This is a genomic window from Halomonas sp. DN3 (assembly GCF_024137905.1).
GTDB lineage: Bacteria > Pseudomonadota > Gammaproteobacteria > Pseudomonadales > Halomonadaceae > Halomonas > Halomonas litopenaei.
Genome location: NZ_CP099965.1, coordinates 263,600 through 289,419, shown reverse-complemented (window position 1 = coordinate 289,419; position 25,820 = coordinate 263,600). Strand labels below are relative to the sequence as shown.

Genomic DNA, 25,820 nt, shown 5'->3' with positions numbered 1-25,820 from the left:
TCGTCAGCAGGTGGACTCTTCCAGCCGTCGCCGCAACGGAATATTGGCCTCCGTGCGGGCCGAGGACACCGGTAGCTCGGCGCGAATGTCCTCGATGGCATTGAGCAGCGGCTCCAGCGCGGTGAGATGGCGCGGGGCACGCAGTCGCCTTTCAAGCGCCCGATAGACCTCATCGGGGTCTTCCCCCGGCGCCTGGCTCGAGGTAAAGGGTGCCCGCCGCGCAGCAGGCGCCACCGAGACAGGCTCGAATAACCGCGCGTAGGGGTCTTCGCCGGACCAGGTCAGACACAGCAGATGATCCCGGGTGACCTGAACGTTCAGTTCCGGATAACTGCGGGCAAGACGCACGAGACAGTCAACGACATCATCGGTAAGAAACGCCGCCAGGGCGTCATGTTCCGCCGTGCAGGCGACGAAATAGCGAGAAAAGGCGCCCTCTCCCCAGCGTTCGCCGGTGGAACCGTGGTGCAACAGTCGCCACTTGCCCTCTCGCGGGTTGCAAAGATCCACCGCCGCCACCTCGAAGAGATCGCAGATCAGGCCGTTGCGATGATAGGTCCGACGGTCCTTGTCCATGCCCTCGTCATAGGAGAAGCGATAGACCCAGTATTCGCCACCGACGCGCTCATCAGCCGCCCTGCGGCAGTACTCAAGCTCGCCATTGTCCGCATAGGTACGCTGAAAGTCGGTGATCTTTCGCCGGAGCGTCGTCAGCATCGCATCAAGATCGACATCGGGCTCGGCCAGTCTAAAGTCGAGCTCCGCCGCACGCCGCACCAACAGTCGCAGGAAGGCGGCCACCCGCTCGGTGGCGTGCCAGTCGAAACCCAGCAAGGCTGCCCCGACCAGCGCCAGCGGAATCAGCCACGGCCAGGAGAGCCCTCCCGCCAGGGTGATGATAAAGCCGAGCGTGCCCAGCAACAGGCAGAGAAGCCCCAGCGCCAGAATCGTGGAGGAAGGACGCGGATTGAGCGACACGTCCTCGTCCCGGGCGCGATCCAGGATCTGGATCAGCGACTCCCGTGATCTGGCCGCTTCCGCGGCATGCTGCTCGCGGCGCGTAAACCGATATGCCTTCCATAGCGGCGTCATCGTCGCGCCTCTCCTTCGCTCATGGTGATAGCTCTCTTGATGGCAACCTTGATGACAGTGATGTCAGCAGCAACAAGTCTAGTGTCCACCAAGACCTGGGCGCCCCTTGGCATGGCCACATCAGGGGTACACGGGCCGTCCCCATGGAGAGTGAAACACATCCTTCGGACCACACCCGGCTGCAGCTGTGCTGAAGCGATAACCTAAGCGCACTTCAGCGCAATCGCCTCGCGCCCACCACCCGGGCTGCCGACTCGAAGACCAGCGCCTAACCTGCGCCGTTCGATCTCCGCCGCTGGTGCTGGCGCCAGCGACTCGGCGCAACCCCAAACCAGCGGCGACAACCTCGCGTCAGCGCGCTCAACTCGGAGTAGCCCAGCAGATTCGCGATATCGGTCAACGGCAGCGACGTTTCCCGAAGATAATGAATCGCCAACTGCCTGCGGACCTCATCGACCAGATCCTGGAAACATCGCCCCCTGGTGGCCAGACGTCGCTGCAGCGTTCTCGGGTTCAGCGCCAGTCGCCTGGCGATGTCATCGAGTCCAGCGCCCCCCTGCCCCAGCTGCTGACGGATTTGCCACGACACTTCATCGACCAGATCTTGAGGGAGTTGTTCCGGCCGATAGGTCAGATACTGCTCCATCAAGCGATGCAGACGTCCGTCGGCGGTCACCAGAGGACGCTCGAGGTCGGAACATTCCAGCAGCCAGCCATCGGAAGGGCTGTTGAAGGTCGGCACCACCCCCAGCAAACGTTGATACAGGAGCGCAGGCACGCTGGGGGACGTCGCCAGATAGATGGCCCTGGGACGCCACTGCGGCCCCAGCAGCAACGACAGCAGGCGCTGGCCGACGCCTACCGGCAACTCGCTGATCTGGCGACCGGGAGCCGCCCCGCCCCCCACCATGGTGTAGCTGAGAAAGGCCTGGCGGGGGCCACGTTCGATGTCGATGACCGCACTGCTCGAGTGGGCGGAAAAGTGATCTGCCAGCGCCTCCAGCGCCAGGCCGACCGTGGCGGCATTCTGAATCAGGTAGAGCAAGGGTCCGAAGATATCGACTCCCTGGTACTGGCCGAACTTCAGGCCGAACAGCGAATCTCCGGATGCTTCGGCACAGTTTTCGAGCAGCATCGCCAGACTCGAGAACTCGATGATGCTTTCCGGCGACTCCAGCAACGAGAGCGATAGTCCCACCCTGGCAAGCTGGGCCTCGGGGTCGATGTCCTGCTGGCGCGCGAAGTTGGCGAAACCGTGCAGTGACGACGCTCGCGAATAGTCGGCCATGCTCTCTCCCTCAGCCTGACTTCCTTAGCACCTACGTTGCTCGGATGCTGATTCTCTCTTCAATTTTCGAAGCGATACATCGTTTTCGAGGCGGTTGATCCTGGGGCTCTTGCCTCCAGCGCGCTTGGCCTAGGCGCTGTCCGAAAAGTCGACGAGCGAAGGTTAGACAAGGCAAAAATCGGTGAGAAAGCGCAGTTTACGGGGTGTAAATGAGCATTTTGATCCGATTTTTAACGCCGTATTACCGAGCGCAGGCACTTTTCAGACAAGCCCTAGCCCTCTCCATCTAAGGTCTAGCCCTAAGTGTCGTGCAAGGTCAAATCCTTGTCATCAAATGTCAAATCGGAGGATGTCTTGCAGACGAGGATGATGCTTCGAAGACGTTTCTTTGATCCATCCACGACAAGAGCGACAACAAGATGCCATTTCCTTTCCAGATTTCGACCCATGATGCCCTGTTGACCCTGGATACCCAGGAACTCCCCATCTATGAAGACGCGCTGCCAGGCATCCCCGGCGTCGACGTCCAGCCGCTGTTTCTCGACCCGCACAACGGCGTCTGGGTGCTGCGGGTGAAGTTCAAACCCGGTGTGGTGCTGCCCAAGCACTACCACACCGGTACGGTGCACTTCTTCACCCTGTCGGGACGCTGGCACTATCTCGAGTATCCCGATCAACCCCAGACCGCCGGCTGCTACCTGTACGAGCCCGGCGGCTCCATCCATACCTTCGCCACTCCCGCCGACAATGACGGGATCACCGACACCTTCATGGTCGTCGAGGGCGCCAACGTCAACTTCGATCAGCAAGGCAACTATCTGGGGCTGATGGACGCCAGCAGCATCATGGGGCTCATCGATGCGCTGATCACCGAGCGCGGCCTCGACCCGGCGCGCTATGTCACGCCTCCCCAACCGCACTACACCGACGCGCCGCGCTAGCCCGCCAAGATCACGCCTCCACGCGGCGTCAATCGACAAGACTCCCTACAACAATTGCGCTCGGTATGTGTCCCGCCAGGCAGGTGCCGCGGGGCCCGTCATCGACGCCAAGGAGATTCCCCATGCGCGCGATCGTCCTGCGCAACGAGCGACTCGGCCTCGAGTCACTGCCCGACCCGACGCCGGAAGCGGGAGAAGTGCTGGTCAAGACCCTGGCCTGCGGTATCTGCGGCAGCGATCTGCACATGGCAGATCACTGTCACGATGCGCTGGCGGGGCTTCGCAAGGGCCGCGTTCCGGTGGCCTTCGAACCGGACCAGGGCGTGGTCTTCGGCCACGAATTCTGTGCCGAGATCCTCGACCACGGCCCCGGCTGCGACAAGCGATACAAGGCCGGAACCCGCGTCTGCTCGGTGCCCTACGCGGTCAACGCTCAAGGCTTTCATCACATCGGCTATGCCAACGCCTACCCCGGCGGCTTCGGTGAGCTGATGCGCCTTCAGGAACACAGTCTGCTGGAGGTGCCCGGCGATTTGCCCAGCGAACTGGCGGCACTGACCGAGCCACTGGCCATCGGCCGCCACGCCGTCGCCAGAGCCCGGCTCGCCGGAGGCGAAGTGCCGATCGTGATCGGCTGCGGTCCGGTCGGCCTGTCGGTGGTGATGGCACTGAAGGCGGCCGGCTTTGGCCCGGTGGTGGCCACCGACTTCTCCCCCCATCGGCGCCAACTGGCCGAGTGCCTGGGTGCCGATATCGTTGTCGATCCGGCCGAACGTGCCCCCTTTGATTGCTGGCTCGAGGCCGCAGAAGCGCCACAGGGCTTCGACATGTACGGCCCCATGGCAATGCTGTCGATCGGCGCTCAGCCCAGGCCTTGCGTGGCCTTCGAGTGTGTCGGCGTGCCCGGTCTGATCGCCCGGACCATGCTCGACCTGCCACCAAGAAGTCGGCTGGTGGTGGTCGGCGTCTGCATGCAGACCGATCAGATCGAGCCGATCGTCGGTATTGGCAAGGAGCTGGACCTCAGCTTCTCGTTCGGCTACCGCCCCGAGGAGTTCGCTGCCACCCTCACCGACCTCGCCGACGGCCGCCTCGACGCCGCCCCCTTGATCACCGACCGCGTCACCCTCGACGGGGTCCCTGCGGCCTTCGAGACGCTTCGCCATCCCGGTGATCACGCCAAGATTCTGATCCAGCACGGAGACAGAACATGACCCCCGAGCCTTTCCTCCTCTCTCGAAAATGGACCACACAGGCTGTGCGTGCTGGGTGGCGGCGTCCTGGGTGGCCAGATCGCCTGGCACAGCGCCTTCAAGGGCAAGAGTGTCATCGTCTATGACATCGACGACACGGCGCTGGAGCGCTGCCACGCAAGCCATGACCACTACGCCGGCATCTATCAGGCCGACGTGGGCGCCAAGCCCGAAGCCATCGCCGCCACCCGCGCGCGGCTCGCCTACACCAGCGACCTGGCCGAAGCGGTGGCCGACGCCGAACTGGTGATCGAAGCCGTACCCGAAGATCCCGAGATCAAGCGCCAGCTGTACCGAACCTTGTCACCGCTGCTCGGCCCCGAGACCCTGGTAGCAACCAATTCCTCGACCCTGCTGCCCGCCGACTTCGCCGATGACAGCGGACGCCCGGAGCGCTATTGCGCGCTGCACTTCGCCAACCTGGTGTGGATCATGAATGTGGCCGAGGTGATGGCTCACCCACGCACATCACTCACTACCCTGGAGTCGGTTACGCGCTTCGCCATCGACATCGGCATGATCCCCATTCCGGTCGAAAAGCCGCGCAACGGCTATCTGATCAACAGCTGGCTGGTGCCACTGCTGACAGCTTCCCTGACCCTGCTGCGTGAGGGCGTCGGCAGCGCCGAGATGATCGACCGCACCTTCATGAAGATGTGGAGCTCTGCAGCGGGGCCCTGCGGCATGATGGACATCATCGGCATGAAGACGTGCTTCGACGTCAGCCACCACTGGGGCGAGGTCGACGACAACGACGAAATGCGGGCCAACGCCAACTTCATCCATCAGCATTTTCTTGCCAACGGAAAGCTCGGTCTGCCCAGTGGCGAAGGCTTTTACCGCTATCCCGACCCCGCCTATTCCCAGAGCGCCTTCATGGCGATCCCCGACCACAGCGAAGCAGGTCCCATCGCGGCCCAGGTGCTCAAGGGCATGGCGGGTTGACCCAGGAAGGGGCGGTGGGCGACGCCCCTTGCTGTACTGTGATCAACGCTTGCCGGGCAGCAGCTTGGCAGAACGCCCGCCCTTGCGGGTCTTGTCCAGCGCCTTGCGCCCGGCGCTACGGCCCACTACGCGGGCCACGCCGACCATCACGCCGGTAGCGGCTCCCCACAGGATCGCCTCGCGCCACTCGACGTCGTCGCGATCCGGATTTTCCGGCGGTTCCTTGTCCGATACCTTTTGATAGGCACGCTTGGCGGCCTTGCGCGACATCACGCTGGCCCCCACCGCGGCCGCGGATCCCACGATGGACCACAGTGTCTCTTCTTTCATGAGTACCTCCTTGAACCATGGCCGGGGCCATCCCGCCCCGAGAATGTGGTGTTTCGAACACCGCAGTGTTTCAGCATAGCGAAGAGGTCCTCGCCGCCTCAAATTCCCCTTTTCCGCACCGCAATAGTGCGGACTGCGCAGCGTGAAAAAACAGTGTTCAAAAATTGTGGTTTTCGACTTCGAACACAGGCAGACTCCGCAGAAATCTGCAACACTGTTCGATAACGCAACGAATCGCGAGGTCGCCTCCATGGCTCGCCCCCTCTGCCTGCTGTTCGACTGTGACGGTACCCTGGTGGACAGTGAACCCCTGCTGGCCGCCGAGATGGCCGTCAGCCTCTCCGCCGCCGGACTGCCGTTCCGGGCCGAGGACTATATGGGCGACTTTCGCGGCGCGCGCTTTCGCAACATCGTCGCCACCCTCGAGGCACAACATGGTCAGGTCGATCCGGACCACCTCGAGGTGCTGGAAGCGAGCATGCGCGCCAACCTCAACCGCCGCCTGGCCACCGACCTGACCCCCATCGCCGGTGCCACCGAGGCCCTCGCCGCGCTGTCGCACTACCCCATGGGCGTGGTTTCCAACGGCCCCGAAAACAAGGTGCGCACCTCGCTTGCCACCGTGGGCCTGACCGAGGTGTTCGGCAATCGCCTGTTCAGCGGCTACACGGCCAACTGCTGGAAGCCGGACCCCTGCCTGTACCTGCATGCCGCCAGCATCATGGGCTTCGCCGCCGAGGACTGCATCGCCATCGATGACGCCATCGTCGGCGTCAACGCGGCCCTGGCCGCAGGCATGACCGTGGTCCACCTCAATCGCTTCGCCGATGCCGAAGAAACGCCCGAAGGCGCCCACATGATCACCAGCATGTTCCAGCTGCCGACGGTCATCTCACGGCTGCAGAAGGATCGCGACAGACACGCCATGCTCTCCAGCGGCTAAATTCCGCTGCATATACCCTGAGGCCCGGCAATTGTCGGGCCTTTTCATTGCTCTACATCACCTCAAGACCATTGTCTAAGGCACGCCTTGTTGCTGGCTTCGGCCTTTAGCGCCTAAGCTTGTCAGCCAATGGGAACGTTCCCATACGGACTTCTCGACGTCCTGCCGTTGTCGCATCACCTGGCCTGCTCACCTCGACAGGGCTCGCCAGCGTCGCCCTTGTAAACGGACGATACCATCTTATCCAAGAGCCGCCCCATGAATGACCGCCGTCGACCCGCCACCATCCTCGAAGTCGCCCGCCAGGCTGGCGTCTCCAAGACCAGCGTCTCGCGCTACTACAGCGGTGAACGAGAACGGCTGTCCGGGGCCATGCGCGAGCGTATCGTCGCTGCCGCCACTGCGCTGGGCTACCAGCCCAATCCCATGGCCCGGGGCCTCAAGGGAGGCCCCTCCGGCCTGGTCGGCATGCTGGTGGCCGATATCCGCAATCCTTTTTCGGTGGCGATCATGCATGGCGTCGAACAGGCCTGTCGTCAGGCGGGACTGTCGTTGATGGTGTGCAACAGCGATAACGACCTCGAGCAGGAGCGCCAGCAGCTGGCGCTGCTTTCGTCCTACCGTATCGAGGGCCTGGTGGTAAACGCGACCGGCCGCCACAGCGACGCCCTCGCCCAGCTGGCCGACAGCGGCACGCCGTTGGTACTGCTCGATCGCAGCCTCGCCGACGTCCATGCCGACGAGGTAGGGCTCGACAACGACGCCGCCATCGACATGGCCATCGCGCACTTGCGCGAACAGGGCTACGGGCGCCTGTTGTTCATTACCGAACCGCCGGCCCAGGCCAGCTCTCGTCAAGCTCGTCTGGAGCGCTTCAACCAGCGCTGCCGTGACGGCTCGCTATCCGGCGACACCCTGGTCATCGAGCTTGGCGATCGCCAACGCCTGGACCAGGCATTGGCTCGATTTGTCGATAGCGCAGGCGATTCCCGCCCGGCGATCCTCTGCGCCAATGGCCAGGTAACCCTGGCACTGACCCGACGCATGAAGGCCCTCGGCTACCTCCTAGGAGAGATCGGGCTGATGGGCATCGACGAGCTAGAGTGGTGTGACCTGACCGAACCGGGCATCACCACCCTTGCCCAGCCCACCGGTGCCATCGGTCAGGCCGCCGTCGACTGCCTGCGCGCCCGTGCCGTCGGGCCTCGGCAGGCGCCGCAGCGTGCGACCTTCGCCCCGACGCTGACGGCAAGGGGCTCCACCCAGCCCGCTGCCACCCCTTCCGCCACTGCGGAGCCTTCCTCAGTGTCCTCTTCGTCTTCCACCTCAGAGACCTCCTCATGAACCAGAACACTCCTGACATCCTTACCTTCGGCGAGGCCATGACGCTGTTCGCCGCCGACGCCCCTGGCGACCTGGCCGAGGTCGAGCGCTTTTCGCGCAGCTGTGCCGGCGCCGACACCAACGTGGCCATCGGCCTGTCACGGCTGGGCTTCAAGGTGGGCTGGCTCAGTCGGGTCGGCGAAGACTGTTTTGGCCGCTACCTGCGTGCGAGCCTGGAGCGCGAAGGCCTCGACTGTCGCCACCTGATCACCGACGCCGAGCACGCCACCGGTCTGGTGTTCAAGGAGCGCGCGGTGGGCGGCGCGGATCCCCGAGTCGAATACCGTCGCCACAACAGCGCCGCCAGCAAGCTGTCGCCGGCCGACGCCCAGGACGTCGACTTCAGCACCCTGCGCCATCTGCACGCAACCGGCATCCCGCCTGCGTTGTCCGCCAGCTGCCGTGAACTCTCGCAGTTTCTGCTCGAAAAGGCCCGCCAGCATGGCACCAGCGTGTCCTTCGATCCCAACCTGCGTCCGACCCTGTGGGCCAGCGAAAGCGAGATGCGCGACACCCTCAACGGCCTGGCCGCCCAGGCCAGCTGGGTGCTGCCCGGTCTGTCCGAGGGCCAGTTGCTGACCGGCCAGACCAGCGCCCACGATATCGCCGGCTTCTACCTGGATCAGGGTGCAGATGCCGTGGTGATCAAGCTAGGCCCGGAGGGCAGCTACTACCGCGGCACCCTGACAGGGCAAGACGAAGCCTTCACCGTGGCCGGCGTCCCGGTGGAGACGGTGGTTGATACCGTCGGCGCCGGGGATGGCTTCGCCGTGGGCTTCGTCAGCGCCATGCTCGATGGTCTCGATCCACGCCAGGCGCTCAAGCGCGCCAACCTTATCGGCGCCGAGCAGGTCCAGGTACCGGGCGACATGGAAGGACTCCCCGACCGCGAGCGCCTGGACCAACTGGAAGCCGCAACCGCGGCCTGACGCGCCGACTGCCGAAGGCCCCCTTGCCTTCGGCAGACGTCACCCGACGCGGCCCCCGGCTGCCCCATGCCGAAAAGGACGGCCGGGAACCCACCGCACCACAACGACAAGAGCACCCCATGACCAAACGCATCCTGGTATTTCGCGAGATCAACCAAGAGCAGCTCGACGCCCTGCGCGAGGAGTTCGACGTGGACTACCTGCCGGGCGTCTCGCATACCGAGGACCCGGCCTTTGTCGACGCCCTGTCACGGGCTCATGGCCTGGTTGGTTCAAGCCTCAAGATCACCTCCTCGCTGCTCGACAGGGCGCCGAACCTCGAGGCTATCGCCAGCATTTCGGTGGGCTACGACAACTATCCCCTCGACGAGCTGACCCGCCGCGGCATCCTGTTGTGCAACACCCCTGACGTCTTGACCGAGACCACCGCCGATACGGGCTTTCTGCTGATCATGAGCACCGCACGGCGAGCCGTCGAACTGGCCGAGCTGGTCAAGCAAGGCAACTGGAAGGAAAGCATCGGCAAGCCGCTCTATGGCAGCGACGTCCACGGCAAGACCCTGGGCATGGTCGGCATGGGCCGTATCGGCGCCGCCATCGCCCGCCGCGGCGCCCTGGGCTTCGGCATGAAGATCCTCTATACCAAGGCCTCACCCAAGCCCGAGCTCGAGCGAGAACTCGGCGCCCAGCGACGCGAGCTGGAAGAGCTACTCGAGCAGGCCGATTTCGTCTGCGTCACCGTGCCGCTCTCCCGCGAGACCGAAAAGCTCTTTGGCGCCGCCGAGTTCCAGCGCATGAAGCCCGGCGCCATCTTCGTCAACCTGGCCCGTGGCAAGGTGGTTGACGAAGCCGCCATGATCGCGGCGCTGCAAGACGGCACCCTGCATGCCGCCGGCCTCGACGTCTACGAGCAGGAGCCGCTGGCGGCGGACTCACCGCTGCCGCACATGGCCAATGTGGTCGCCCTGCCCCATATCGGCTCGGCCACCCACGAGACGCGTACCGCCATGGCCCAGCGCGCGGTGGACAATATCCGCCTGGCGCTCAAGGGCGAACGCCCGTTGAGTCCAGTCAACGACGAAGTGCTGAACGACTGAAGATCCATGGGGTGGCCGGCCCCATCCCCTGAATCGGCCAACGCCTGACAACACAATAAATCGAGGTTTACATGACTCATACCCCCAAGCCCCTTTCCCGCACCTCCATTGCGCGCCTCGGCCACGGTCTGCTGGTCGGCGCTACCCTGTTCGCCGGGCTCGGCCTCGGTGCCAGCGCCCAAGCCTTCGATCTGCGCTTCGGTCACGGCGGCACTGAGGACACTGCCTACCATCTCGGTGCCACCCGCTTTAAGGAACTGCTCGAACAGTCCGACACCGACCTCGGTGTGCAGATCATGGGCAACTCCGTGCTCGGGCACGAGACAGAAATGTTCGAGCAGCAGATGGCGGGTGCCCTCGACATGTCGATCATCAACCCGGGATTGATCACCGACTTCTCGGATACCGCCAACGTCTTTTCCATTCCCTTCCTGTACCGCGACCAGGAGCACTGGCAAACCGTGCTCGACGGTGAGGTTGGCCGTGAGATTGCCGACCAGATCACCGCCGAGACCGGAGTCAAGGTGCTGGCATTCTTCGGCGGTGGCAAGCGCCAGATCGTCTCCAGTCGGGCACTCGACAGCCTCGAAGATCTCGAGGGCATGAAGCTTCGCACCAACCCCACCAAGCCGCTGATCACCGCCTGGTCTGCCCTCGGCACCGAGCCCACCGTGATGGCCTGGAAGGAAATCTATACCGGCCTGCAACTGGGCGCCATCGATGGCCTGCTCAACGAGGCGGAGTGGATCCACCGTATGCGCTTCCATGAGGTGGCGCCGCACATCGGCCTTTCCGAACACGACATCACCGTGCGCCTGCTGACCATGTCCGAGATGACCTGGGACCGGCTGGACGAAGCGCAACAGGAGGCGGTCATGGATGCGGCTTACCAGGCCGCAAGCTATGCCCGCGGGGTACAGCTCGATCAGGACTCCGAGGCGCTCGACCTGCTGGTCGAAGAAGGTGCGACCCTGCATGAACTCGACCGCGAGAAGATGCAGGAAATCGTCAGTGAGCCGCTGGCCGAGGTGATCGAGGAGATGGGCCTGACCGAGCTGCATCAAATGATCGTCAACGCCGAGTAACCTCCCCCCCCCCGCACCGGGGCAAGCCCCGGTGCCAACCTTCAAGAGGATGAGACCATGAGGCTCTTCCTGAACATGCTCTCGCGCGCGAATCGCGTGCTCGAGAAACTACTGCACTGGATATTGCTGGCGTTGCTGTTCGGTTTTATCGCCATGATCATCTACCAGATCGTCAGCCGGAACCTGCCGCTGCTGCCACGCCTTTACTGGACCGAAGAATTCAGCCGGTTTGCCTTCCAGTGGATGATCATGCTGGGCACCGCCATCGGCGTGCTTCACGCCGATCACTTCGTACTCGAGGCCTTTCCCCGTGGCACTCGTGCCGATCGCCTAACCCGTTGGATCCGTGACCTGGCATGCCTTGCAGTCGGTGTCATCTTCGTCGTGTATGGCCAGGAATTCGCCGCCTCAGGCCTACGCCGCAGCGCTACCGCCTCGGGGCTTTCAATGATCTTCGTCTATTCGGCCTTTATGGTCTGTGGCCTGTTCATCGTGCTATTCGCACTTGAGCGTCTGGCCCGGGCCGTGCTCGACGGCCTTGATGCCATGGAAGCCGCCATGAACACGCCAGATCCCGTGCAGGAGGCCATCGCGGCCCAGCAAGAACACCATCTCGACCTGGATGCGCCTCAACAGAGAACCGGCGCCGGGAGGCCATCATGATCTCCATGGATGCCATCTTTATCCTGCCATGGCTGCTGTTTGGCCTGCTCGGCGTGCTTATCGTTGTTGGTGTACCCATCGCCATGGCCCTGGTGCTGACCGCAGTAGGCATGGTCATCCTCGATCCTCGCCTGACCTACTGGGTCATGTTCCAGCGCATGTACAACGGCATGGACTCCTTTGTGCTGCTGGCTGTGCCGTTGTTCCTGCTGGCCGGCAATCTGATGAACGCCGCACGCATCACCGACCGCCTGATCACTCTTTGCATGCGTCTCGTCGGTCACGTCAAGGGGGCGCTTGCCCACGTCAACGTCATGGTCAGCATGCTGTTCGCCGGCGTGTCGGGTTCGTCCACCGCCGACAGTGCCGGTGTCGGTACCGTGCTGATCCCGGCCATGCAGCGTGAAGGCTACCCCACGCACTTCGCTGTGGCCGTGACCGCCGCATCCTCAGTCATGGGCATCATCATTCCTCCATCGATCAACATGATCGTATGGGGCGCCCTGACCAATACTTCCATCGCCGGGCTCTTCTTGGGCGGGATTCTTCCGGGGGTAATGATTGGCGTCGCCCAGTTGCTGATGAACATGGGCTACGTGCGGCGCTACCAGGTGCCGGTACGCCCCCGAGCCAGCTGGCGCCAACTGGCCAGCTCCAGCAAGGACGGACTACTCGCCGCAGGCATCCCGGTGGTGATCATCGGCGGTATTACCCTGGGTATCGTAACCCCCACCGAAGCGGCGGTAATCGCCGTGCTTTACGCCCTGATACTGGGTTTCATCGTTTACCGGGAGCTGAGCTTTCGCCAGGTTCTCGACGCCTCGACCGATACCGTGCGGTTGTGCTCGCTCTCGCTCTTCAGTCTGGTGGGCGCGGCCATCTTCGGCTATCTAATCAGCTTCTATCAGATCCCGCCCAAGTTGATGGAAGGCGTCAACATCACCAACCCGGTGACCCTGTTGATCATCATGACGCTGGTGATGCTGCTCATCGGCACCTTCATGGATTCGCTGCCCGCCATGGCCATCATGGCACCGATCTTCCAGCCGCTGGCGATGCAGGCCGGGGTGCATCCGGTGCAATTCGGTGTCATCGGCGTCATGGCGCTGGGGCTCGGCCTCATTACGCCGCCCTATGGACTCTGCCTGATGATTTCCGCCAAGATCGGAGGCATTCCGCTGCTGAAAGCGCTCGCCACCACCCTGCTGTATCTAGCGGTAATGCTGGCAGTGATTCTGCTGCTGATCGTCTTTCCCGACATCGTTCTGGCAATCCCGCGCCTGATCGCGCCGGATTTCGTCTGATCATCATCCGCCGCGACCGTCCCCACGGTCGCGGCCTTCCTCCTTTTCTGAGGTATCCATGTCCGACACCACCGCCCCCCTCTGCCTGCTGTTCGACTCCGACGGCACCCTGGTCGACAGCGAGCCGCTGCTCGCCCGGGCCATGGCCGAGACCTTCCCCGACTTCGGCCTGCCGTTCACGCCCGAGCAGTACATGGAGGAGTTTCGCGGCGTGCGCTTTCTCGACATCGTGCTCGAACTCGAGCAACGCTTCGGCGCCCTCGATGACGCCCGGCGCGACGTCATGGAGGATCGCCTGCGGGACAACATGGCCGCGCGCATGAAGGCCGAGCTGACCCCGGTTCCGGGCATCCCGGAAGCCCTTGCAGCGCTTTCCGGCCACCCCAAGGCGGTGGCCTCCAACGGCCCGCTGGCCAAGATCCGCCTGGCCATGGCAACCAGTGGACTGGCGCCGCACTTCGGCGACAATCTCTACAGCGCCTACGAGTTGCAGGTGTGGAAGCCGGACCCCGGGTTGTATCTCGCCGCCGCCGAAGGCATGGGCGCCGAACCGGAGAACTGCGTGGTGATCGACGACGCTGCGGTAGGGGTGGAAGCCGGACTCAAGGCCGGCATGCAGGTCATCCACATCAACCACTTTCCCGACGAGGAGCACACCCCGGAGGGCGCCATCGCCATCACCCACGCCAGCGAACTGGTGACAGCCATCGAGCGCTTGAACCTGGAGCGGCGAGGCCACCAGCGGGGCGTCGCCGCCACCGAGTGACCGGGCCAGGGCGCTGCGAGACACTCGTCCAGGCCCCCCCAGGCCAACCGGTGGTCTTTTCGCCACTCTTTGCTACTTTAGCGATCGTCGGTGCTCTATGCGCGATTGACCACAACGGCTCGCGAATTGATCTTGATCGCTATACTAAAGTCCCCCGTCGAAACCGGGCATACAGGGATTGCCGCGTTGCACAAGGCTCCCTATGCTGACGGGACAGCCCCTTAAAGTCAGGAGACACTCCATGCAAGAAGTGGTGATCGTTGCTGCACGCCGTACCGCCGTTGGCGCCTTCGGTGGCTCCCTCGCCGGCATTCCCGCCAGCGACCTTGGCGCCGCCGTGATCAAGGACGTGCTGGCACAGACCGGCGTCAAGCCGGAACAGGTCGACGAGGTCCTGCTGGGGCAGGTGCTGACCGCAGGTGTCGGCCAGAACCCCGCCCGTCAGGCGTCCATCAAGGCAGGCCTGCCCGACGCCGTGCCCGCCATGACCATCAACAAGGTCTGTGGCTCCGGCCTCAAGGCCCTGCATCTGGGCGCCCAGGCGATCATGCTCGGCGACGCCGAGGTGATCATCGCCGGCGGTCAGGAAAACATGTCGGCTTCCCCGCACGTGCTGCCCAATTCACGCAACGGCCAGCGCATGGGTGACTGGAAGGCCATCGATACCATGGTCCATGACGGCCTGTGGGACGCCTTCAACAACTACCATATGGGCATCACCGCCGAGAACCTCGGCGAGAAGTACGGTGTCACCCGCGAGGAGATGGACACCTTCGCCGCCGCCTCCCAGCAGAAGGCCGCCGCCGCGATCAAGGAAGGCCGCTTCAAGGGCCAGATCGTGCCGATCGAGATTCCCCAGCGCAAGGGCGACCCGGTGGTCTTCGACACCGACGAGAACCCGCGCGAAGTGTCCGCAGAAAAACTCGGCACCATGCGTCCGGCGTTCAAGAAGGACGGCAGCGTGACCGCCGGCAACGCCTCCTCGCTCAACGATGGCGCCGCCGTGGTCATGCTGTGTTCCGCCGACAAGGCCAAGGAGCTCGGCCTGGAGCCGCTGGCACGCATCAAGGCCTACTCCAACGCCGGCGTCGACCCGGCGATCATGGGCATCGGCCCGGCCCCGGCCACCCGCCGCTGCCTCGAGAAGGCCGGCTGGAGCATCGATGAGCTGGATCTGGTCGAGGCCAACGAGGCCTTCGCCGCCCAGGCCATCTCGGTCAACAAGGAACTCGGCTGGGATACCGACAAGATCAACGTCAACGGCGGTGCCATCGCCCTTGGCCACCCGATCGGCGCCTCCGGCTGCCGCGTGCTGGTGACCCTGGTCCACGAGATGATCGCCCGCGACGCCAAGAAGGGCCTTGCTACCCTGTGTATCGGTGGCGGTCAGGGCGTGGCGCTGGCTATCGAGCGCTGATCGGTGTCTCGACGCAAGAAGGCGCTGACCGACAGGCCCTCGCCAATCAAGCACTGGCCAAGTTAGCACTTGCGAAGTAAGCACTGCCCACATAGGCCCCTGCCCAGCAGGGGCCTTTTTCATGCCACGTTGAGCGCCCCCAGGACGCGCTCGCTGTCGCCTCGGGCGCCAGGGCTCACACCCCGTTGTCTACCGCCCTTCCTCTTGTCGCTCGGCCATGACGCTCTTCCCGGTGGGCTCCCCACCGCTTTTCCGCCCAGGCGGGCGCCGCCAGTCGGAAGAAGCGCTCGACCACGGCACGATCGGTAGGGGCGCTTGCCAGGCTCGTCACGACGAACACCGGCAGGTTGACCAACAGCCCCCAGAAGCCGGCATGGATGCCCAGCGGATGCGGCCACAGGGTGATGCAGGCCACCGTCACCACAAAGCCCGCCAGGATGCCGGCGGTCACGCCGCGAGCGTTGGCCCGGGGCCAGAAGAACATGCCGATGAAGGCTGGCAGCACCTGGGAGGCGAAGCCGAGACCGATCAGCAGGATCATCACCAGGCTCCCCGGCTCGGCGATCGCCAGCGGCGCAATCACCAACGCCATCAAGGGCACGATCAAGCGCTTGGCCCAGCGCCCGGCACGCTCATCGCTGAAGCCGGCCCAGGGCCCTATCACGTCGCGGCTGAGGCTCAGCGCCACCGAGTGGATAAAGGGCTCGGACGAGGACATCGAGGCGGCCAGGGTGCCGGCGCCGAGCAGCCCTACCAGCAGCACCGGCAAGTTGGCCATGGCGTACTCGAGCACCACGGTATCGGCACGCTCGAGCCCCGGCAGGGCGAAGACGCCGATAAAGCCCACCGTGACCAGCGGCAGGATCACCAGATAGTAGCTGGGCAGCCAGGTGGCAGAGAGCCGTAGGGTGCGCGCCGAGGTAGCGCTCATCCACTGGGTCCACACCGGCGGCATGAATGACAGCATCGAGACGATGATCGAGGTGGTCCAGAAGGCGAAGCTCATGTCGCCGCCGGCGCCGGGCAGGGTCAGAAATTCCGGGCGCTCGGCGAGGGCCTGGCGATACACCTCGTCAAACCCCCACTGGCCGGTGGCGCTGTGGGTGGCCCACAGACCGACGGTCCAGGCTACCGCGAACATCAGTATGCCCTGGAAGACGTTGGTACGACCGATGGCCCGCTGTCCGCGCAGGGTGAGATAGACCGCAATGGCGCCGAGCACGATCAGCACGCCCAGCCAGATCGGGATGCGCCCGCCACTCATCACGTTGAGGATGTAGGCCGAACCGATGGTCTGCAGCACCGCGTAGGCCAGCGAGCCGATCGCCATCACCAGCGCCGCCAGGGCACCGAGCCCCGGGCTCTGGTAGCGATCGGCGATGGCACTGGCCTGAGTAACATGGCCGAAGTGGGCACCGAAGGCCCATACCCGGGGCCCGAAGTACCAGGCCACCAGTGCCAGGTAGCCCAGGTAGACCACCACGTAGAACACCGGCACGCCCTTGGCGTAGGCCCAGCCCGGCGCCCCCATGAAGGTGTAGGCACTGACGCTGCCGGCGGCGATCAACAGATACAGCGTCACCGGGCCCATGCTGCGCCCGGCCACGCCCCACTCCTCCAGCGCGTTCGACGAGCGCCCGGCGCGCCCGCCGAGACCGATGATCAGCGCCAGCAGGACGTAGCCCAGGGTCAGACTCAGCGGCAACCACTCACTCATCGCTGCCCCCGCCCTTTCCCACCTTTCCGACCCTTGCGCCCTTCTCGCCATTGCCAGCTTGCTCGCCGGCTTCGTCCTGGCGCCGATGGAGCAGGCGATTGCCCAGCAGCATCGTCAGCGTACAGCCGACCAGGATCAGATAGCTCCAGGCCACCAGCGCCGGCAGGCCCAGCACCAGTCGCGCCTGATTGACCAGCGCGATCACGGGCCAGATGCCCGCAGCAAAGACGGCGACGGACGCCGCCAGCACCAGCCAGCCACGCAGGCTCGTTGGCACAACAAGGGAAGAAGACATCGAGGCTCCTCGGCTCACGGTAAGTCCATCATCAAATAACAAGAACGAAAGCGAGCCGAGGTTACCCTCTGCCACGACTCGCCATAAGGGCTGACGCCCTGCGCCATGCCCGGGATCAAGTCCGCGAAGGCGTCCCGGGCGGCCTGGTTCCCTGCCGGCTGACCACCCGCGAAGGGGTCACTGCGATCAGCAGCGCCGCCACCACGAACAGCCCTCCCGCCGCCAGCAGCACCGCCGATAGCCCGAGCGCATCCACCACCTGGCCGCCGGACAGGGCACCAAGGCCGATCGACAGGTTGAACACGAAAGCCATCATGGCGGTGGCCGCCTCGGGATTGGTGGCCGAGCGCAGGATCCAGGTCTGCAGGCTGACCGAGATACCGCCGAACACCAGCCCCCAGAGCATCAGCAACACCGTGGCGCTGAACGGGCGGGTACCCAGCCAGGGAAAGGCCAGGGTCGTGGCCGCCAGCACCAAGGGTATCAGCAGCACCGTGAGGTAGGGCCGGTGACCGGCGAGGCTACCGGCAATGAAGTTGCCGGCGAGTCCCGCCGCGCCGAACAGCAGCAGAAGGCGAGAGACGTCGCCCAGCTCCACCCCGCCAAGACGCTGCAGGATCGGGCTGACGAAGGTGTAGGCGCCAAAGTGGCCGACCACGATCAGCGCGGTCGCCAGGGCGCCGATGCACACACCGGGTACCCTGAGCTGCCCGCCGAGACTCGCCAGTCGCACCGGCTTATGGGCAGGCAGGCTCGGCAACAGGTGCCACAGCCCGATGCACACCACCACACTCAGGCCGCCGAGGGCGGCGAAGGCGGTACGCCAGTCGCTGACGTCACCCAGCCAGGTCCCCGCCGGCACCCCCAGCACCGTGGCCGCGGCGACGCCGCTGAAGATCAGCGACATCGCCCGCGGCACCTGCTCGAGCGCCACCAGCCTGCCGGCGAGTCCACCGGCGATGGCCCAGAAGCCGCCGATGCAGCAGCCGATCAGCACCCGGGTGGCCAGCAGCCAGCCAAAGCTGTCCATCAACGCACCGAGGATACTGGCCAGGGCCATCAGGGCCATCAGCCCGGTCAGCAGGTAGCGGCGATCGAGCCGCCCCACCGCCACCGGCAACAGCGGCGCGGCGAACGCTGCCACTACCCCGGGCACGGTGATCATCAAGCCCGCCTTGCCCTCGCTGACGCCCAGTGAGGAAGCGAGCTGGGACAAAAGCCCGATGGGAAGCTGCTCGGCGGTCACCAGCAGGAAGATGCCGGCCATCACACTGACCACGGCCCACCAGTCGCGGCGACGGGTGGTGGCCTTGGCGGGCGCGGCCGAAGAGGAATCGAGTTGCGTCATGTCCATCTCGTTACCGCCCGGTGGGCGCGCCTACAGGGGCATCACCGGGACACACACAAAAACGCCCCCGTGGCGTCAGCGACGGGGGCGTCAGACACCGAGTGCGATCAGATCTCGGTTTCGGCTTCCTCGGCTTCGAAGGCAGCCTTCTCTTCTTCGGTCATTTCCTTGATCGTCAGCTTGACGCGATTGCGGTTGTCGATGTCGAGCACCTTGACCACGATCTCGTCACCCTCGTTGAGGTAGTCACGCACGTCATTGACACGCTCAGGCACGATCTGGGAGATGTGCACCAGGCCGTCGGTACCCGGCATGATGTTGACGAAGGCGCCGAAGTCGGCGATACGCACCACCTTGCCACGGTACAGCTTGCCGATTTCCGCCTCGGCGGTGATCGCCAGCACGGTATCGATGGCCTTCTTGGCGGCCTTCTTGTCCTCGGCGTAGATGCGCACGGTGCCGTCGTCATCCAGATCGATGGAGGCGCCGGTGTCGTCGCAGATCTTGCGGATGGTGGCGCCACCCTTGCCGATGACGTCGCGGATCTTGTCCGGGTCGATCTTGATGGTGGCCATGGAGGGCGCGTTGTCGGAGACCTCGGCGCGGCTCTCGGCGATCACGCTGTTCATCTGCTCGAGGATGCTGATCCGCGCCTCATGGGCCTGGTTCAGGGCCGTTTCCATGATCTGCTCGTCGATACCCTCGATCTTGATGTCCATCTGCAGGGCGGTCACACCCTCGGCGCTGCCGGCCACCTTGAAGTCCATGTCGCCGAGGTGATCCTCGTCGCCGAGGATGTCGGTCAGCACGGCGTAGCCGTCAGCGTCCTTGACCAGGCCCATGGCGATACCCGCCACCGGTGCCTTGATCGGCACGCCGGCGTCCATCAGTGCCAGCGAGGTGCCGCAGACAGAGGCCATGGAGCTGGAGCCGTTGGACTCGGTGATCTCGGAGACCACGCGAATGGTGTAGGGGAAGTCTTCTTCCGCCGGCAGCATGGCCTGGACGCCACGACGGGCCAGACGACCGTGGCCGATCTCGCGACGCTTGGGACCGCCCATGAAGCCGGCCTCGCCCACCGAGTAGGGGGGGAAGTTGTAGTGCAGCAGGAAGCGGTCCTTGCGCTCGCCTTCCAGCGACTCGATCAGCTGGGAGTCACGCAGGGTGCCGAGGGTCGCGACCACCACCGCCTGGGTCTCGCCACGGGTGAAGATGGCGCTGCCGTGGGTCTTGGGCAGGGTACCGGCTTCGATGGCCAGCGGACGCACGGTCTTGTGGTCGCGGCCGTCGATACGCGGCTCACCCTTGATCACGCGGGCACGCACCACACGCTTCTCGAGACCGGCGAAGGCGCCTTCGACCTCGGAGGCCTCGAACTTGCCGTCTTCGTCACCGGCCAGCTTCTCGACGGCCTCGGCCTTGAGCGCGGACAGGGCATCCTGGCGCTGCATCTTGTCGGTGATGCGGTAGGCTTCGCCGACCTTGGCTTCGAAGCCCTGGGCCAGGGCTTCCTTGAGCGCGGTGTTCTCGGCGGCGGGCTGCCACTCCCACTTGGCCTTGCCGGCCTCGGCGGTCAGTTCGTTGATCGCCTGGATGACGGTCTGCATTTCCTGGTGGCCGAACAGCACGGCGCCCAGCATCTCGTCCTCGAGCAGCTCCTCGGCCTCGGACTCGACCATCAGCACGGCCTTCTCGGTACCGGCCACGACCATGTTCAGCTCGGAGCCACCGAGTTCCTCGACGGTCGGGTTGAGGAAGTAGCCACGCTCTTCATTGAAGCCCACGCGAGCGGCGCCGATGGGACCATTGAAGGGCACGCCGGAAATCGCCAGCGCCGCCGAGGTGCCGATCATCGCGGCAATGTCCGGATCGTGGTTACGATCGGTGGACAGCACGGTACAGATGACCTGGACTTCGTTCATGAAGCCCTTGGGGAACAGCGGACGGATCGGACGGTCGATCAGTCGCGAGGTGAGGGTTTCCTTCTCGGTGGGACGCCCTTCACGCTTGAAGAAGCCGCCGGGAATCTTGCCGACCGCGTAGGTCTTTTCCTGGTAGTGGACGGACAACGGGAAGAAAGGCTGGCTCGGGTTGGCCTCCTTTCTGGCCACCACGGTGCACAGCACCACGGTGTCGTCCATGGTGACCATCACGGCACCGGTGGCCTGGCGGGCGATGCGCCCGGTTTCCAGGGTGACGGTGCTGCGACCGTACTGAAACGTCTTCTTGACCGGATTCACGGCGACTTCCTTTACTTTTCGATGTTTGGGTCGTTTTTGACTCGGCGACTATTTTAGGGGGTCAAGCCCGCGAGGGCCACCACAAAGGTCAAGGGAGTTTCAAGTGGCCGCCGCTGCCTGCCGCGACCGCGCACAACGCTGTACCACCAACGACAACGGGCAGCCCCGTGGGGCTGCCCGTTGTCTGACGCCGCTTCCCGAAGGAAGCCTTGTCGCGCTTGCTGCAAATACGTCTTAGCGACGCAGACCCAGACGCTGGATCAGGGACTTTGAAAAGCCTCGAAGTCCTGACGCCCAGGTCTTTGCAAGCGCCTTGCGTCTTAGCGACGCAGACCCAGACGCAGGATCAGGGACGATGAAAAGCCTCGAAGTCCTGACGCCCAGGTCTTTGCAAGCGCCTTGCGTCTTAGCGACGCAGACCCAGACGCTGGATCAGGGACGATGAAAAGCCTCGAAGTCCTGACGCCCAGGTCTTTGCAAGCGCCTTGCGTCTTAGCGACGCAGACCCAGACGCTGGATCAGGGACTGATAGCGCTCGAAGTCCTTGCGCTTGAGGTAGTCAAGCAGCTTGCGGCGCTGGTTGACCATGCGGATCAGGCCACGACGGGAGTGGTGATCCTGCTTGTTGGTCTTGAAGTGATCCTGCAGGCCGTTGATGTTGGCGCTGAGCAGGGCCACCTGAACCTCGGGGGAACCGGTGTCGCTGTCACCACGGCCGTATTCGTTGACGATTTCGGCCTTCTGTTCGGCGGTAAGTGCCATCTGTCTCTCCAGTAAGCAATATGCCTGAATGATGAATGTCGGAGACCACGCATATTTGCAGTCTCCAGCTGCCGCAACCCCTTGAGGGGGTCAGTCTTGCCCTGAGCCCGCGACGAACGTGCTCAGAAGGCGCCGGGGCACGATATCCCCGGTAGGCTCGACCAGACCGAGACCGATAAAGGACTCACCCTGATAGAGGCGATACAACGACTCCTCGGCCATGGCCGAATCGCCGCCCTCGAGCTCACCGCGTGCCGGGCGTCCAAAGCGCAGGGCCTGGACACCTGCCTCACTGAGGCGATGAGCCGGGAGGTGTTGAAGCAGACTGTCGATCGGTGCCAGGCGCGCTTGGCGCTGGCCGTCGTCCTGGGCCTCGAGCGTGTCGAAATCGACCATGCCGTCGGCATCGAAGGGGCCGGTCTTCAGCCGTCTGAGCTGCGAGATATGCCCTTCGCAACCCAGCGCCTTGGCCATGTCCTCGGCCAGCGTACGCACATAGGTGCCCTTGCTGACCCGGACCTCAAGGTCGAATCCTGGGGACTCGCCCTCGAGGCTGGCGGAAAGTAGCCGAGCATCATACACCCTTATCCGCCGGGTTGCACGATCTACGCTTTTGCCCTCTCGCGCCAGTTCGTAGAGCTTGCGCCCCTGGTGCTTGAGCGCGGAATACATCGGCGGCAGTTGATCCTGCTCGCCGATGAAATTCGCCACTACCGACGCGACGTCGCTGTGCTCCAACGCCGGCACCGGCGCCTCGGCGATGACCTCGCCTTCGGCGTCACCGGTATCGGTGCTCTGCCCGAGCTCGACCCGGGTGCGGTACACCTTGTCGGCCTCGAGCAGCTGGTTGGAAAACTTGGTGGCCTCACCGAACAGCACCGGCAGAAGACCTGTCGCCATGGGATCCAGGGTACCGGTATGGCCGGCCTTCTGGGCCTGGTACAGGCGCCTCGCCCGTTGCAGTGCAAAGTTGCTGGACATGCCCTTGGGCTTGTCCAGCAGCAGTACACCATCGATCGGCAGTCCTCGACGACGACGGGCCATCAGTCCTTGGCCCCGTCCTCGCCGCTGTCGTTCTCGTCATCCCCCTCGGGTTGGCGAGAGCGATCGCTGGCCACCGCCTCTTCGATCAGCGATGACAGGTGCTGACCACGCACCACGCTTTCGTCATAGTGAAAGCGCAGTTCCGGCACGTGACGTAGCTTGATGCGACGCGCCACCTGGCTACGCAGGAAACCGCCGGCGCGCTTGAGCACCTTGAGGTTTTCCTTGATCCGTTCCGGGTCCTGCTCACCCAGCAGGGTGATATGGACATCGGCGTAGCCGAGGTCACGACTGACCTCGACCCCGCTCACGGTGACCATCCCCAGGCGCGGGTCCTTGACCTCGCGCTGGATCAGGACCGCCAGCTCCTTCTGGAGCTGGTCGGCCACTCGGTCGGTACGCTTGAATTCGCGCATGGATGACGACTCCTCGAACGCTTACAGCGTGCGCTCGACCTTGACCTGGTCAAAGACCTCGATCTTGTCGTTGACCTGGACATCGTTGTAGTTCTTCACCCCGATGCCACACTCCATGCCGTTGCGCACTTCCTGGACGTCGTCCTTGAAGCGGCGCAGCGACTCGAGCTCGCCTTCGTAGATGACCACGTTGTCGCGCAGCACGCGGATCTTCTTGTTACGGAAGACCGTACCCTCGACCACCATGCAGCCAGCCACGGCACCGATCTTGGGCGCGCGGAAGACGTCACGGACCTCGGCGATACCGACGATCTCTTCCTTCCACTCGGGCTCGAGCATGCCGCTCATGGCCTGCTTGACCTCGTCGATCAGGTGGTAGATGACGCTGTAGTAGCGCAGCTCCAGACCTTCACGCTCGATGATCTCGCGGGCGGCCGCATCGGCACGCACGTTGAAGCCGACCACGATGGCCTCACTGGCCAGTGCCAGGTTGGCATCGGTACCGGTGATACCGCCAACACCGGAGGACACCACGGACACCTGCACCTCGTCGGTGGACAGCTCCTCGAGGGCGCCCTTGATCGCTTCCAGGGAACCCTGGACGTCGGCCTTGAGCACGATGTTGACCTTGGCGGCCTCGCTCTGGCCCATCTGGGAGAACATGTTCTCCAGCTTGGCCTTCTGCTGGCGTGCCAGGCGAATCTCGCGGTACTTGCCCTGGCGGAAGTTGGCGACTTCACGCGCCTTCTTCTCGTCGGCCACGACCATGAAGTCGTCACCGGCTTCCGGGGTGCCATCGAGACCCTGGATCTCCACCGGCATGGCGGGACCCACGGCGTCGACCTGCTTGCCGAGTTCGTTGGTCAGGGCACGCACACGGCCGTAGTGCAGACCGGCCAGCACGATGTCGCCCTTCTTCAGGGTACCGTTCTGGACCAGCACGGTGGCCACCGGGCCGCGACCCTTGTCGAGGCGAGACTCGACCACCACACCCTTGCCGGGTGCGCTCGGGACCGCCTTGAGCTCGAGCACCTCGGAGACCAGGTGAACGGCTTCCAGCAGCTCCTCGATGCCTTCACCAGACTTGGCGGAGACGTGGACGAACTGGGTGTCGCCACCCCACTCTTCGGAGATCACGCCGTGCTGGGACAGCTCGTTCTTGACCCGGTCGGGATCGGCTTCCGGCTTGTCGATCTTGTTGACCGCGACCACCATCGGCACTTCGGCAGCCTTGGAGTGCTCTACCGCCTCGATGGTCTGGGGCATGACACCGTCGTCGGCCGCCACCACCAGGATGACCACGTCGGTGGCCTTGGCACCACGGGCACGCATGGCGGTGAACGCCGCGTGACCAGGGGTGTCGAGGAAGGTCACACCGTCGCTGTCGTCCTCGACGTGGTAGGCACCGATGTGCTGGGTGATACCGCCGGCTTCACCGGTGGCCACCTTGGCACGACGAATGTAGTCGAGCAGCGAGGTCTTGCCGTGGTCGACGTGACCCATGACCGTGACCACCGGAGAGCGGGTGATTTCCTCGCCCTCGTAGGAGATGGCTTCGAGCACTTCGGTCTCGAGGGCATCGTCCTTGACCAGCTTGGGCGTGTGGCCCATTTCTTCCACCACGATAGCCGCGGTGTCCTGGTCGATGGTCTGGTTGATGGTCACCGCGGCGCCCATGGTGAACATGGCCTTGATGACCTCGTTGGCCTTGATCGACATCTTGTCGGCCAGTTCGGCCACCGAGATGGACTCGGGAATCGAGACCTCACGCACGATCGGCTGGGTCGGCTTCTGGAAGCCATGCTTGCCGTTGCCCTGGCTGCCGCCACGACGGCTGCCACGACGCTCGGCGCGCTTGGCCTTCTTGCCACCGCCACGACGACGCTCTTCGCGGTCGCTGCGATCGTCGTCGTCACGCTCGCCACGGCCTTTCTTGCCGGTCTTGGCGGCGGCCTTCTTGACGGCGGCACGACGCACGTCGCCACGACCTTCCTTGGGCGGCGCCGGCGGCTCGTCGCCAGCCGGGGCAGAGGTGTCGAGCTCGGGCACCGGAATGTCGGGCACGACGGCGGCCTCTTCGGCCTCGCGCTTGGCCTTGGCGGCCTGCTCGGCGTCCTGGCTCGCCTTCTGCTCGGCGCGCTGCTTGGCTTCTTCGGCCTCCTGGGCCTCGCGACGTGCACGAGAATCGGCCATGTCGCCTACCAGCTGACGCGGACCGTGGTCCTCGACCGGCGCCGGGGCTTCTTCCTGGGCCTCGTCACGCTTGACGTAGGTGCGCTTCTTGCGGACCTGAACCTCGATGGTCTTGCCGCGCTCGCTGGTCTTGATCTTGCTGCGCGTCTTGCGGGTCAGGGTGATGCGATTGCGCGCAGCCGCGCCCACACCGCTGCCACCGCCATGGCTCTTGGTCAGAAAGTCCAACAGCTTGCGCTTGTCTTCCTCGGACACGGCGTCGGCTTCCGACTTGTGCTCGAGTCCGGCTTCTTTCATCTGTTCCAGCAGACGGGGCACTTCACGCCCCACCTTCGCTGCAAAATCCTTAACGGTCATCTCTGACATTAC

23 protein-coding genes are annotated in these 25,820 nt (G+C 64.4%); 12 read left to right on the top strand and 11 right to left on the bottom strand.

Translation table 11 applies throughout. The features are described 5' to 3' along the window. Window positions 1-3 precede the first annotated feature (3 nt). Both NKF27_RS01310 and NKF27_RS01305 read right to left on the bottom strand, forming a co-directional pair. Entirely contained in the window at window positions 4-1,092 is a 1,089-nt protein-coding gene (locus NKF27_RS01310) for a hypothetical protein (protein WP_253555023.1), read from the bottom strand. A gap of 268 nt (window positions 1,093-1,360) precedes the next feature. Beyond that, window positions 1,361-2,380 carry an AraC family transcriptional regulator gene (locus tag NKF27_RS01305; protein ID WP_253555021.1) on the bottom strand — a complete coding sequence of 340 codons (1,020 nt, stop codon included), beginning with the start codon at window positions 2,378-2,380 and terminating at the stop codon, window positions 1,361-1,363. A gap of 419 nt (window positions 2,381-2,799) precedes the next feature. Here NKF27_RS01305 and NKF27_RS01300 point away from each other — a divergent pair, with 419 nt between their 5' ends. The 3 genes from NKF27_RS01300 to NKF27_RS01290 all read left to right on the top strand — a co-directional run bounded on the left by NKF27_RS01300 (window position 2,800) and on the right by NKF27_RS01290 (window position 5,519). Next, window positions 2,800-3,321 carry a 2,4'-dihydroxyacetophenone dioxygenase family protein gene (locus NKF27_RS01300; protein WP_108449999.1) on the top strand — a complete coding sequence of 174 codons (522 nt, stop codon included), beginning with the start codon at window positions 2,800-2,802 and terminating at the stop codon, window positions 3,319-3,321. Window positions 3,322-3,443: 122 nt separating this feature from the next. Next, on the top strand, window positions 3,444-4,535 hold the full coding sequence (locus NKF27_RS01295) for a zinc-binding dehydrogenase (protein ID WP_213227328.1): 1,092 nt from the start codon (window positions 3,444-3,446) through the stop codon (window positions 4,533-4,535). Between the two features lie 48 nt (window positions 4,536-4,583). Continuing rightward, the gene (locus NKF27_RS01290) at window positions 4,584-5,519 is read left to right on the top strand and encodes a 3-hydroxyacyl-CoA dehydrogenase (RefSeq protein ID WP_253555020.1); all 936 of its coding nucleotides are present in this window, start codon (window positions 4,584-4,586) and stop codon (window positions 5,517-5,519) included. 42 nt (window positions 5,520-5,561) lie between these two features. Here the strand turns inward: NKF27_RS01290 and NKF27_RS01285 are convergent, their stop codons facing one another. Continuing rightward, window positions 5,562-5,849, bottom strand: coding sequence for a DUF4235 domain-containing protein (locus NKF27_RS01285; protein WP_253555018.1), 288 nt, complete (start codon window positions 5,847-5,849; stop codon window positions 5,562-5,564). A 250-nt stretch (window positions 5,850-6,099) separates the two neighbouring features. Between NKF27_RS01285 and NKF27_RS01280 the strand changes: the two genes are divergently transcribed. From NKF27_RS01280 to NKF27_RS01240, 9 genes are all read left to right on the top strand, one after another. After that, the gene (locus NKF27_RS01280; protein WP_045992255.1) at window positions 6,100-6,792 is read left to right on the top strand and encodes an HAD-IA family hydrolase; all 693 of its coding nucleotides are present in this window, start codon (window positions 6,100-6,102) and stop codon (window positions 6,790-6,792) included. A gap of 258 nt (window positions 6,793-7,050) precedes the next feature. Next, window positions 7,051-8,136 (top strand): LacI family DNA-binding transcriptional regulator, encoded by a 1,086-nt coding sequence (locus tag NKF27_RS01275; protein ID WP_108131775.1) that lies wholly within the window; start codon window positions 7,051-7,053, stop codon window positions 8,134-8,136. Continuing rightward, the gene (locus NKF27_RS01270) at window positions 8,133-9,104 is read left to right on the top strand and encodes a sugar kinase (RefSeq protein WP_253555015.1); all 972 of its coding nucleotides are present in this window, start codon (window positions 8,133-8,135) and stop codon (window positions 9,102-9,104) included. The genes NKF27_RS01275 and NKF27_RS01270 overlap by 4 nt, the downstream gene beginning before the upstream one ends. A gap of 119 nt (window positions 9,105-9,223) precedes the next feature. After that, window positions 9,224-10,201 (top strand): D-glycerate dehydrogenase, encoded by a 978-nt coding sequence (locus tag NKF27_RS01265; protein WP_253555013.1) that lies wholly within the window; start codon window positions 9,224-9,226, stop codon window positions 10,199-10,201. 71 nt (window positions 10,202-10,272) lie between these two features. Then, on the top strand, window positions 10,273-11,286 hold the full coding sequence (locus NKF27_RS01260) for a TRAP transporter substrate-binding protein (protein ID WP_108131778.1): 1,014 nt from the start codon (window positions 10,273-10,275) through the stop codon (window positions 11,284-11,286). Window positions 11,287-11,343: 57 nt separating this feature from the next. Then, window positions 11,344-11,949 (top strand): TRAP transporter small permease, encoded by a 606-nt coding sequence (locus NKF27_RS01255; RefSeq protein WP_253555010.1) that lies wholly within the window; start codon window positions 11,344-11,346, stop codon window positions 11,947-11,949. After that, window positions 11,946-13,253: a TRAP transporter large permease gene (locus tag NKF27_RS01250; RefSeq protein WP_108131780.1), complete on the top strand. Its 1,308-nt coding sequence runs from the start codon at window positions 11,946-11,948 to the stop codon at window positions 13,251-13,253. The genes NKF27_RS01255 and NKF27_RS01250 overlap by 4 nt, the downstream gene beginning before the upstream one ends. A gap of 58 nt (window positions 13,254-13,311) precedes the next feature. Continuing rightward, window positions 13,312-14,019 carry an HAD family phosphatase gene (locus tag NKF27_RS01245; protein WP_108450006.1) on the top strand — a complete coding sequence of 236 codons (708 nt, stop codon included), beginning with the start codon at window positions 13,312-13,314 and terminating at the stop codon, window positions 14,017-14,019. Between the two features lie 241 nt (window positions 14,020-14,260). Continuing rightward, a complete protein-coding gene (locus NKF27_RS01240; protein WP_108450007.1) occupies window positions 14,261-15,436 on the top strand; it encodes an acetyl-CoA C-acetyltransferase in 1,176 nt (391 codons plus the stop codon). A 175-nt stretch (window positions 15,437-15,611) separates the two neighbouring features. Here the strand turns inward: NKF27_RS01240 and NKF27_RS01235 are convergent, their stop codons facing one another. The 8 genes from NKF27_RS01235 to infB form a co-directional block, all read right to left on the bottom strand. After that, window positions 15,612-17,153 carry a sodium:solute symporter gene (locus NKF27_RS01235; RefSeq protein WP_253555007.1) on the bottom strand — a complete coding sequence of 514 codons (1,542 nt, stop codon included), beginning with the start codon at window positions 17,151-17,153 and terminating at the stop codon, window positions 15,612-15,614. Beyond that, window positions 17,146-17,448: a hypothetical protein gene (locus NKF27_RS01230; RefSeq protein WP_253555004.1), complete on the bottom strand. Its 303-nt coding sequence runs from the start codon at window positions 17,446-17,448 to the stop codon at window positions 17,146-17,148. Before NKF27_RS01230 ends, NKF27_RS01235 begins: the two co-directional genes overlap by 8 nt. 115 nt (window positions 17,449-17,563) lie before the next feature. Next, on the bottom strand, window positions 17,564-18,796 hold the full coding sequence (locus NKF27_RS01225) for an MFS transporter (protein ID WP_253555002.1): 1,233 nt from the start codon (window positions 18,794-18,796) through the stop codon (window positions 17,564-17,566). Window positions 18,797-18,903: 107 nt separating this feature from the next. Continuing rightward, window positions 18,904-21,036, bottom strand: coding sequence for a polyribonucleotide nucleotidyltransferase (pnp, locus tag NKF27_RS01220; protein WP_253554999.1), 2,133 nt, complete (start codon window positions 21,034-21,036; stop codon window positions 18,904-18,906). A gap of 492 nt (window positions 21,037-21,528) precedes the next feature. After that, on the bottom strand, window positions 21,529-21,798 hold the full coding sequence (gene rpsO, locus NKF27_RS01215) for a 30S ribosomal protein S15 (protein ID WP_045992264.1): 270 nt from the start codon (window positions 21,796-21,798) through the stop codon (window positions 21,529-21,531). A gap of 90 nt (window positions 21,799-21,888) precedes the next feature. Further along, on the bottom strand, window positions 21,889-22,842 hold the full coding sequence (gene truB, locus NKF27_RS01210; RefSeq protein WP_222516166.1) for a tRNA pseudouridine(55) synthase TruB: 954 nt from the start codon (window positions 22,840-22,842) through the stop codon (window positions 21,889-21,891). Continuing rightward, window positions 22,842-23,258: a 30S ribosome-binding factor RbfA gene (gene rbfA / locus NKF27_RS01205; RefSeq protein WP_108131787.1), complete on the bottom strand. Its 417-nt coding sequence runs from the start codon at window positions 23,256-23,258 to the stop codon at window positions 22,842-22,844. The genes truB and rbfA overlap by 1 nt, the downstream gene beginning before the upstream one ends. A gap of 21 nt (window positions 23,259-23,279) precedes the next feature. Beyond that, window positions 23,280-25,817 carry a translation initiation factor IF-2 gene (gene infB / locus NKF27_RS01200; RefSeq protein ID WP_045992267.1) on the bottom strand — a complete coding sequence of 846 codons (2,538 nt, stop codon included), beginning with the start codon at window positions 25,815-25,817 and terminating at the stop codon, window positions 23,280-23,282. Window positions 25,818-25,820 lie beyond the last annotated feature (3 nt).

Excerpts from the sequence above, each read along its gene's own strand:
- NKF27_RS01240 (WP_108450007.1), top strand. The coding sequence starts at position 14,261 with ATGCAAGAAGTGGTGATCGTTGCTGCACGCCGTACCGCCGTTGGCGCC.
- truB (WP_222516166.1), bottom strand. The coding sequence starts at position 22,842 with ATGGCCCGTCGTCGTCGAGGACTGCCGATCGATGGTGTACTGCTGCTG.
- rpsO (WP_045992264.1), bottom strand. The coding sequence starts at position 21,798 with ATGGCACTTACCGCCGAACAGAAGGCCGAAATCGTCAACGAATACGGC.
- NKF27_RS01305 (WP_253555021.1), bottom strand. The coding sequence starts at position 2,380 with ATGGCCGACTATTCGCGAGCGTCGTCACTGCACGGTTTCGCCAACTTC.
- NKF27_RS01260 (WP_108131778.1), top strand. The coding sequence starts at position 10,273 with ATGACTCATACCCCCAAGCCCCTTTCCCGCACCTCCATTGCGCGCCTC.
- NKF27_RS01235 (WP_253555007.1), bottom strand. The coding sequence starts at position 17,153 with ATGAGTGAGTGGTTGCCGCTGAGTCTGACCCTGGGCTACGTCCTGCTG.
- NKF27_RS01300 (WP_108449999.1), top strand. The coding sequence starts at position 2,800 with ATGCCATTTCCTTTCCAGATTTCGACCCATGATGCCCTGTTGACCCTG.
- NKF27_RS01295 (WP_213227328.1), top strand. The coding sequence starts at position 3,444 with ATGCGCGCGATCGTCCTGCGCAACGAGCGACTCGGCCTCGAGTCACTG.
- NKF27_RS01250 (WP_108131780.1), top strand. The coding sequence starts at position 11,946 with ATGATCTCCATGGATGCCATCTTTATCCTGCCATGGCTGCTGTTTGGC.
- NKF27_RS01230 (WP_253555004.1), bottom strand. The coding sequence starts at position 17,448 with ATGTCTTCTTCCCTTGTTGTGCCAACGAGCCTGCGTGGCTGGCTGGTG.
- NKF27_RS01225 (WP_253555002.1), bottom strand. The coding sequence starts at position 18,796 with ATGACGCAACTCGATTCCTCTTCGGCCGCGCCCGCCAAGGCCACCACC.
- NKF27_RS01265 (WP_253555013.1), top strand. The coding sequence starts at position 9,224 with ATGACCAAACGCATCCTGGTATTTCGCGAGATCAACCAAGAGCAGCTC.
- rbfA (WP_108131787.1), bottom strand. The coding sequence starts at position 23,258 with ATGCGCGAATTCAAGCGTACCGACCGAGTGGCCGACCAGCTCCAGAAG.
- NKF27_RS01275 (WP_108131775.1), top strand. The coding sequence starts at position 7,051 with ATGAATGACCGCCGTCGACCCGCCACCATCCTCGAAGTCGCCCGCCAG.
- NKF27_RS01255 (WP_253555010.1), top strand. The coding sequence starts at position 11,344 with ATGAGGCTCTTCCTGAACATGCTCTCGCGCGCGAATCGCGTGCTCGAG.
- NKF27_RS01245 (WP_108450006.1), top strand. The coding sequence starts at position 13,312 with ATGTCCGACACCACCGCCCCCCTCTGCCTGCTGTTCGACTCCGACGGC.
- NKF27_RS01310 (WP_253555023.1), bottom strand. The coding sequence starts at position 1,092 with ATGACGCCGCTATGGAAGGCATATCGGTTTACGCGCCGCGAGCAGCAT.
- NKF27_RS01270 (WP_253555015.1), top strand. The coding sequence starts at position 8,133 with ATGAACCAGAACACTCCTGACATCCTTACCTTCGGCGAGGCCATGACG.
- NKF27_RS01280 (WP_045992255.1), top strand. The coding sequence starts at position 6,100 with ATGGCTCGCCCCCTCTGCCTGCTGTTCGACTGTGACGGTACCCTGGTG.
- NKF27_RS01285 (WP_253555018.1), bottom strand. The coding sequence starts at position 5,849 with ATGAAAGAAGAGACACTGTGGTCCATCGTGGGATCCGCGGCCGCGGTG.
- infB (WP_045992267.1), bottom strand. The coding sequence starts at position 25,817 with ATGTCAGAGATGACCGTTAAGGATTTTGCAGCGAAGGTGGGGCGTGAA.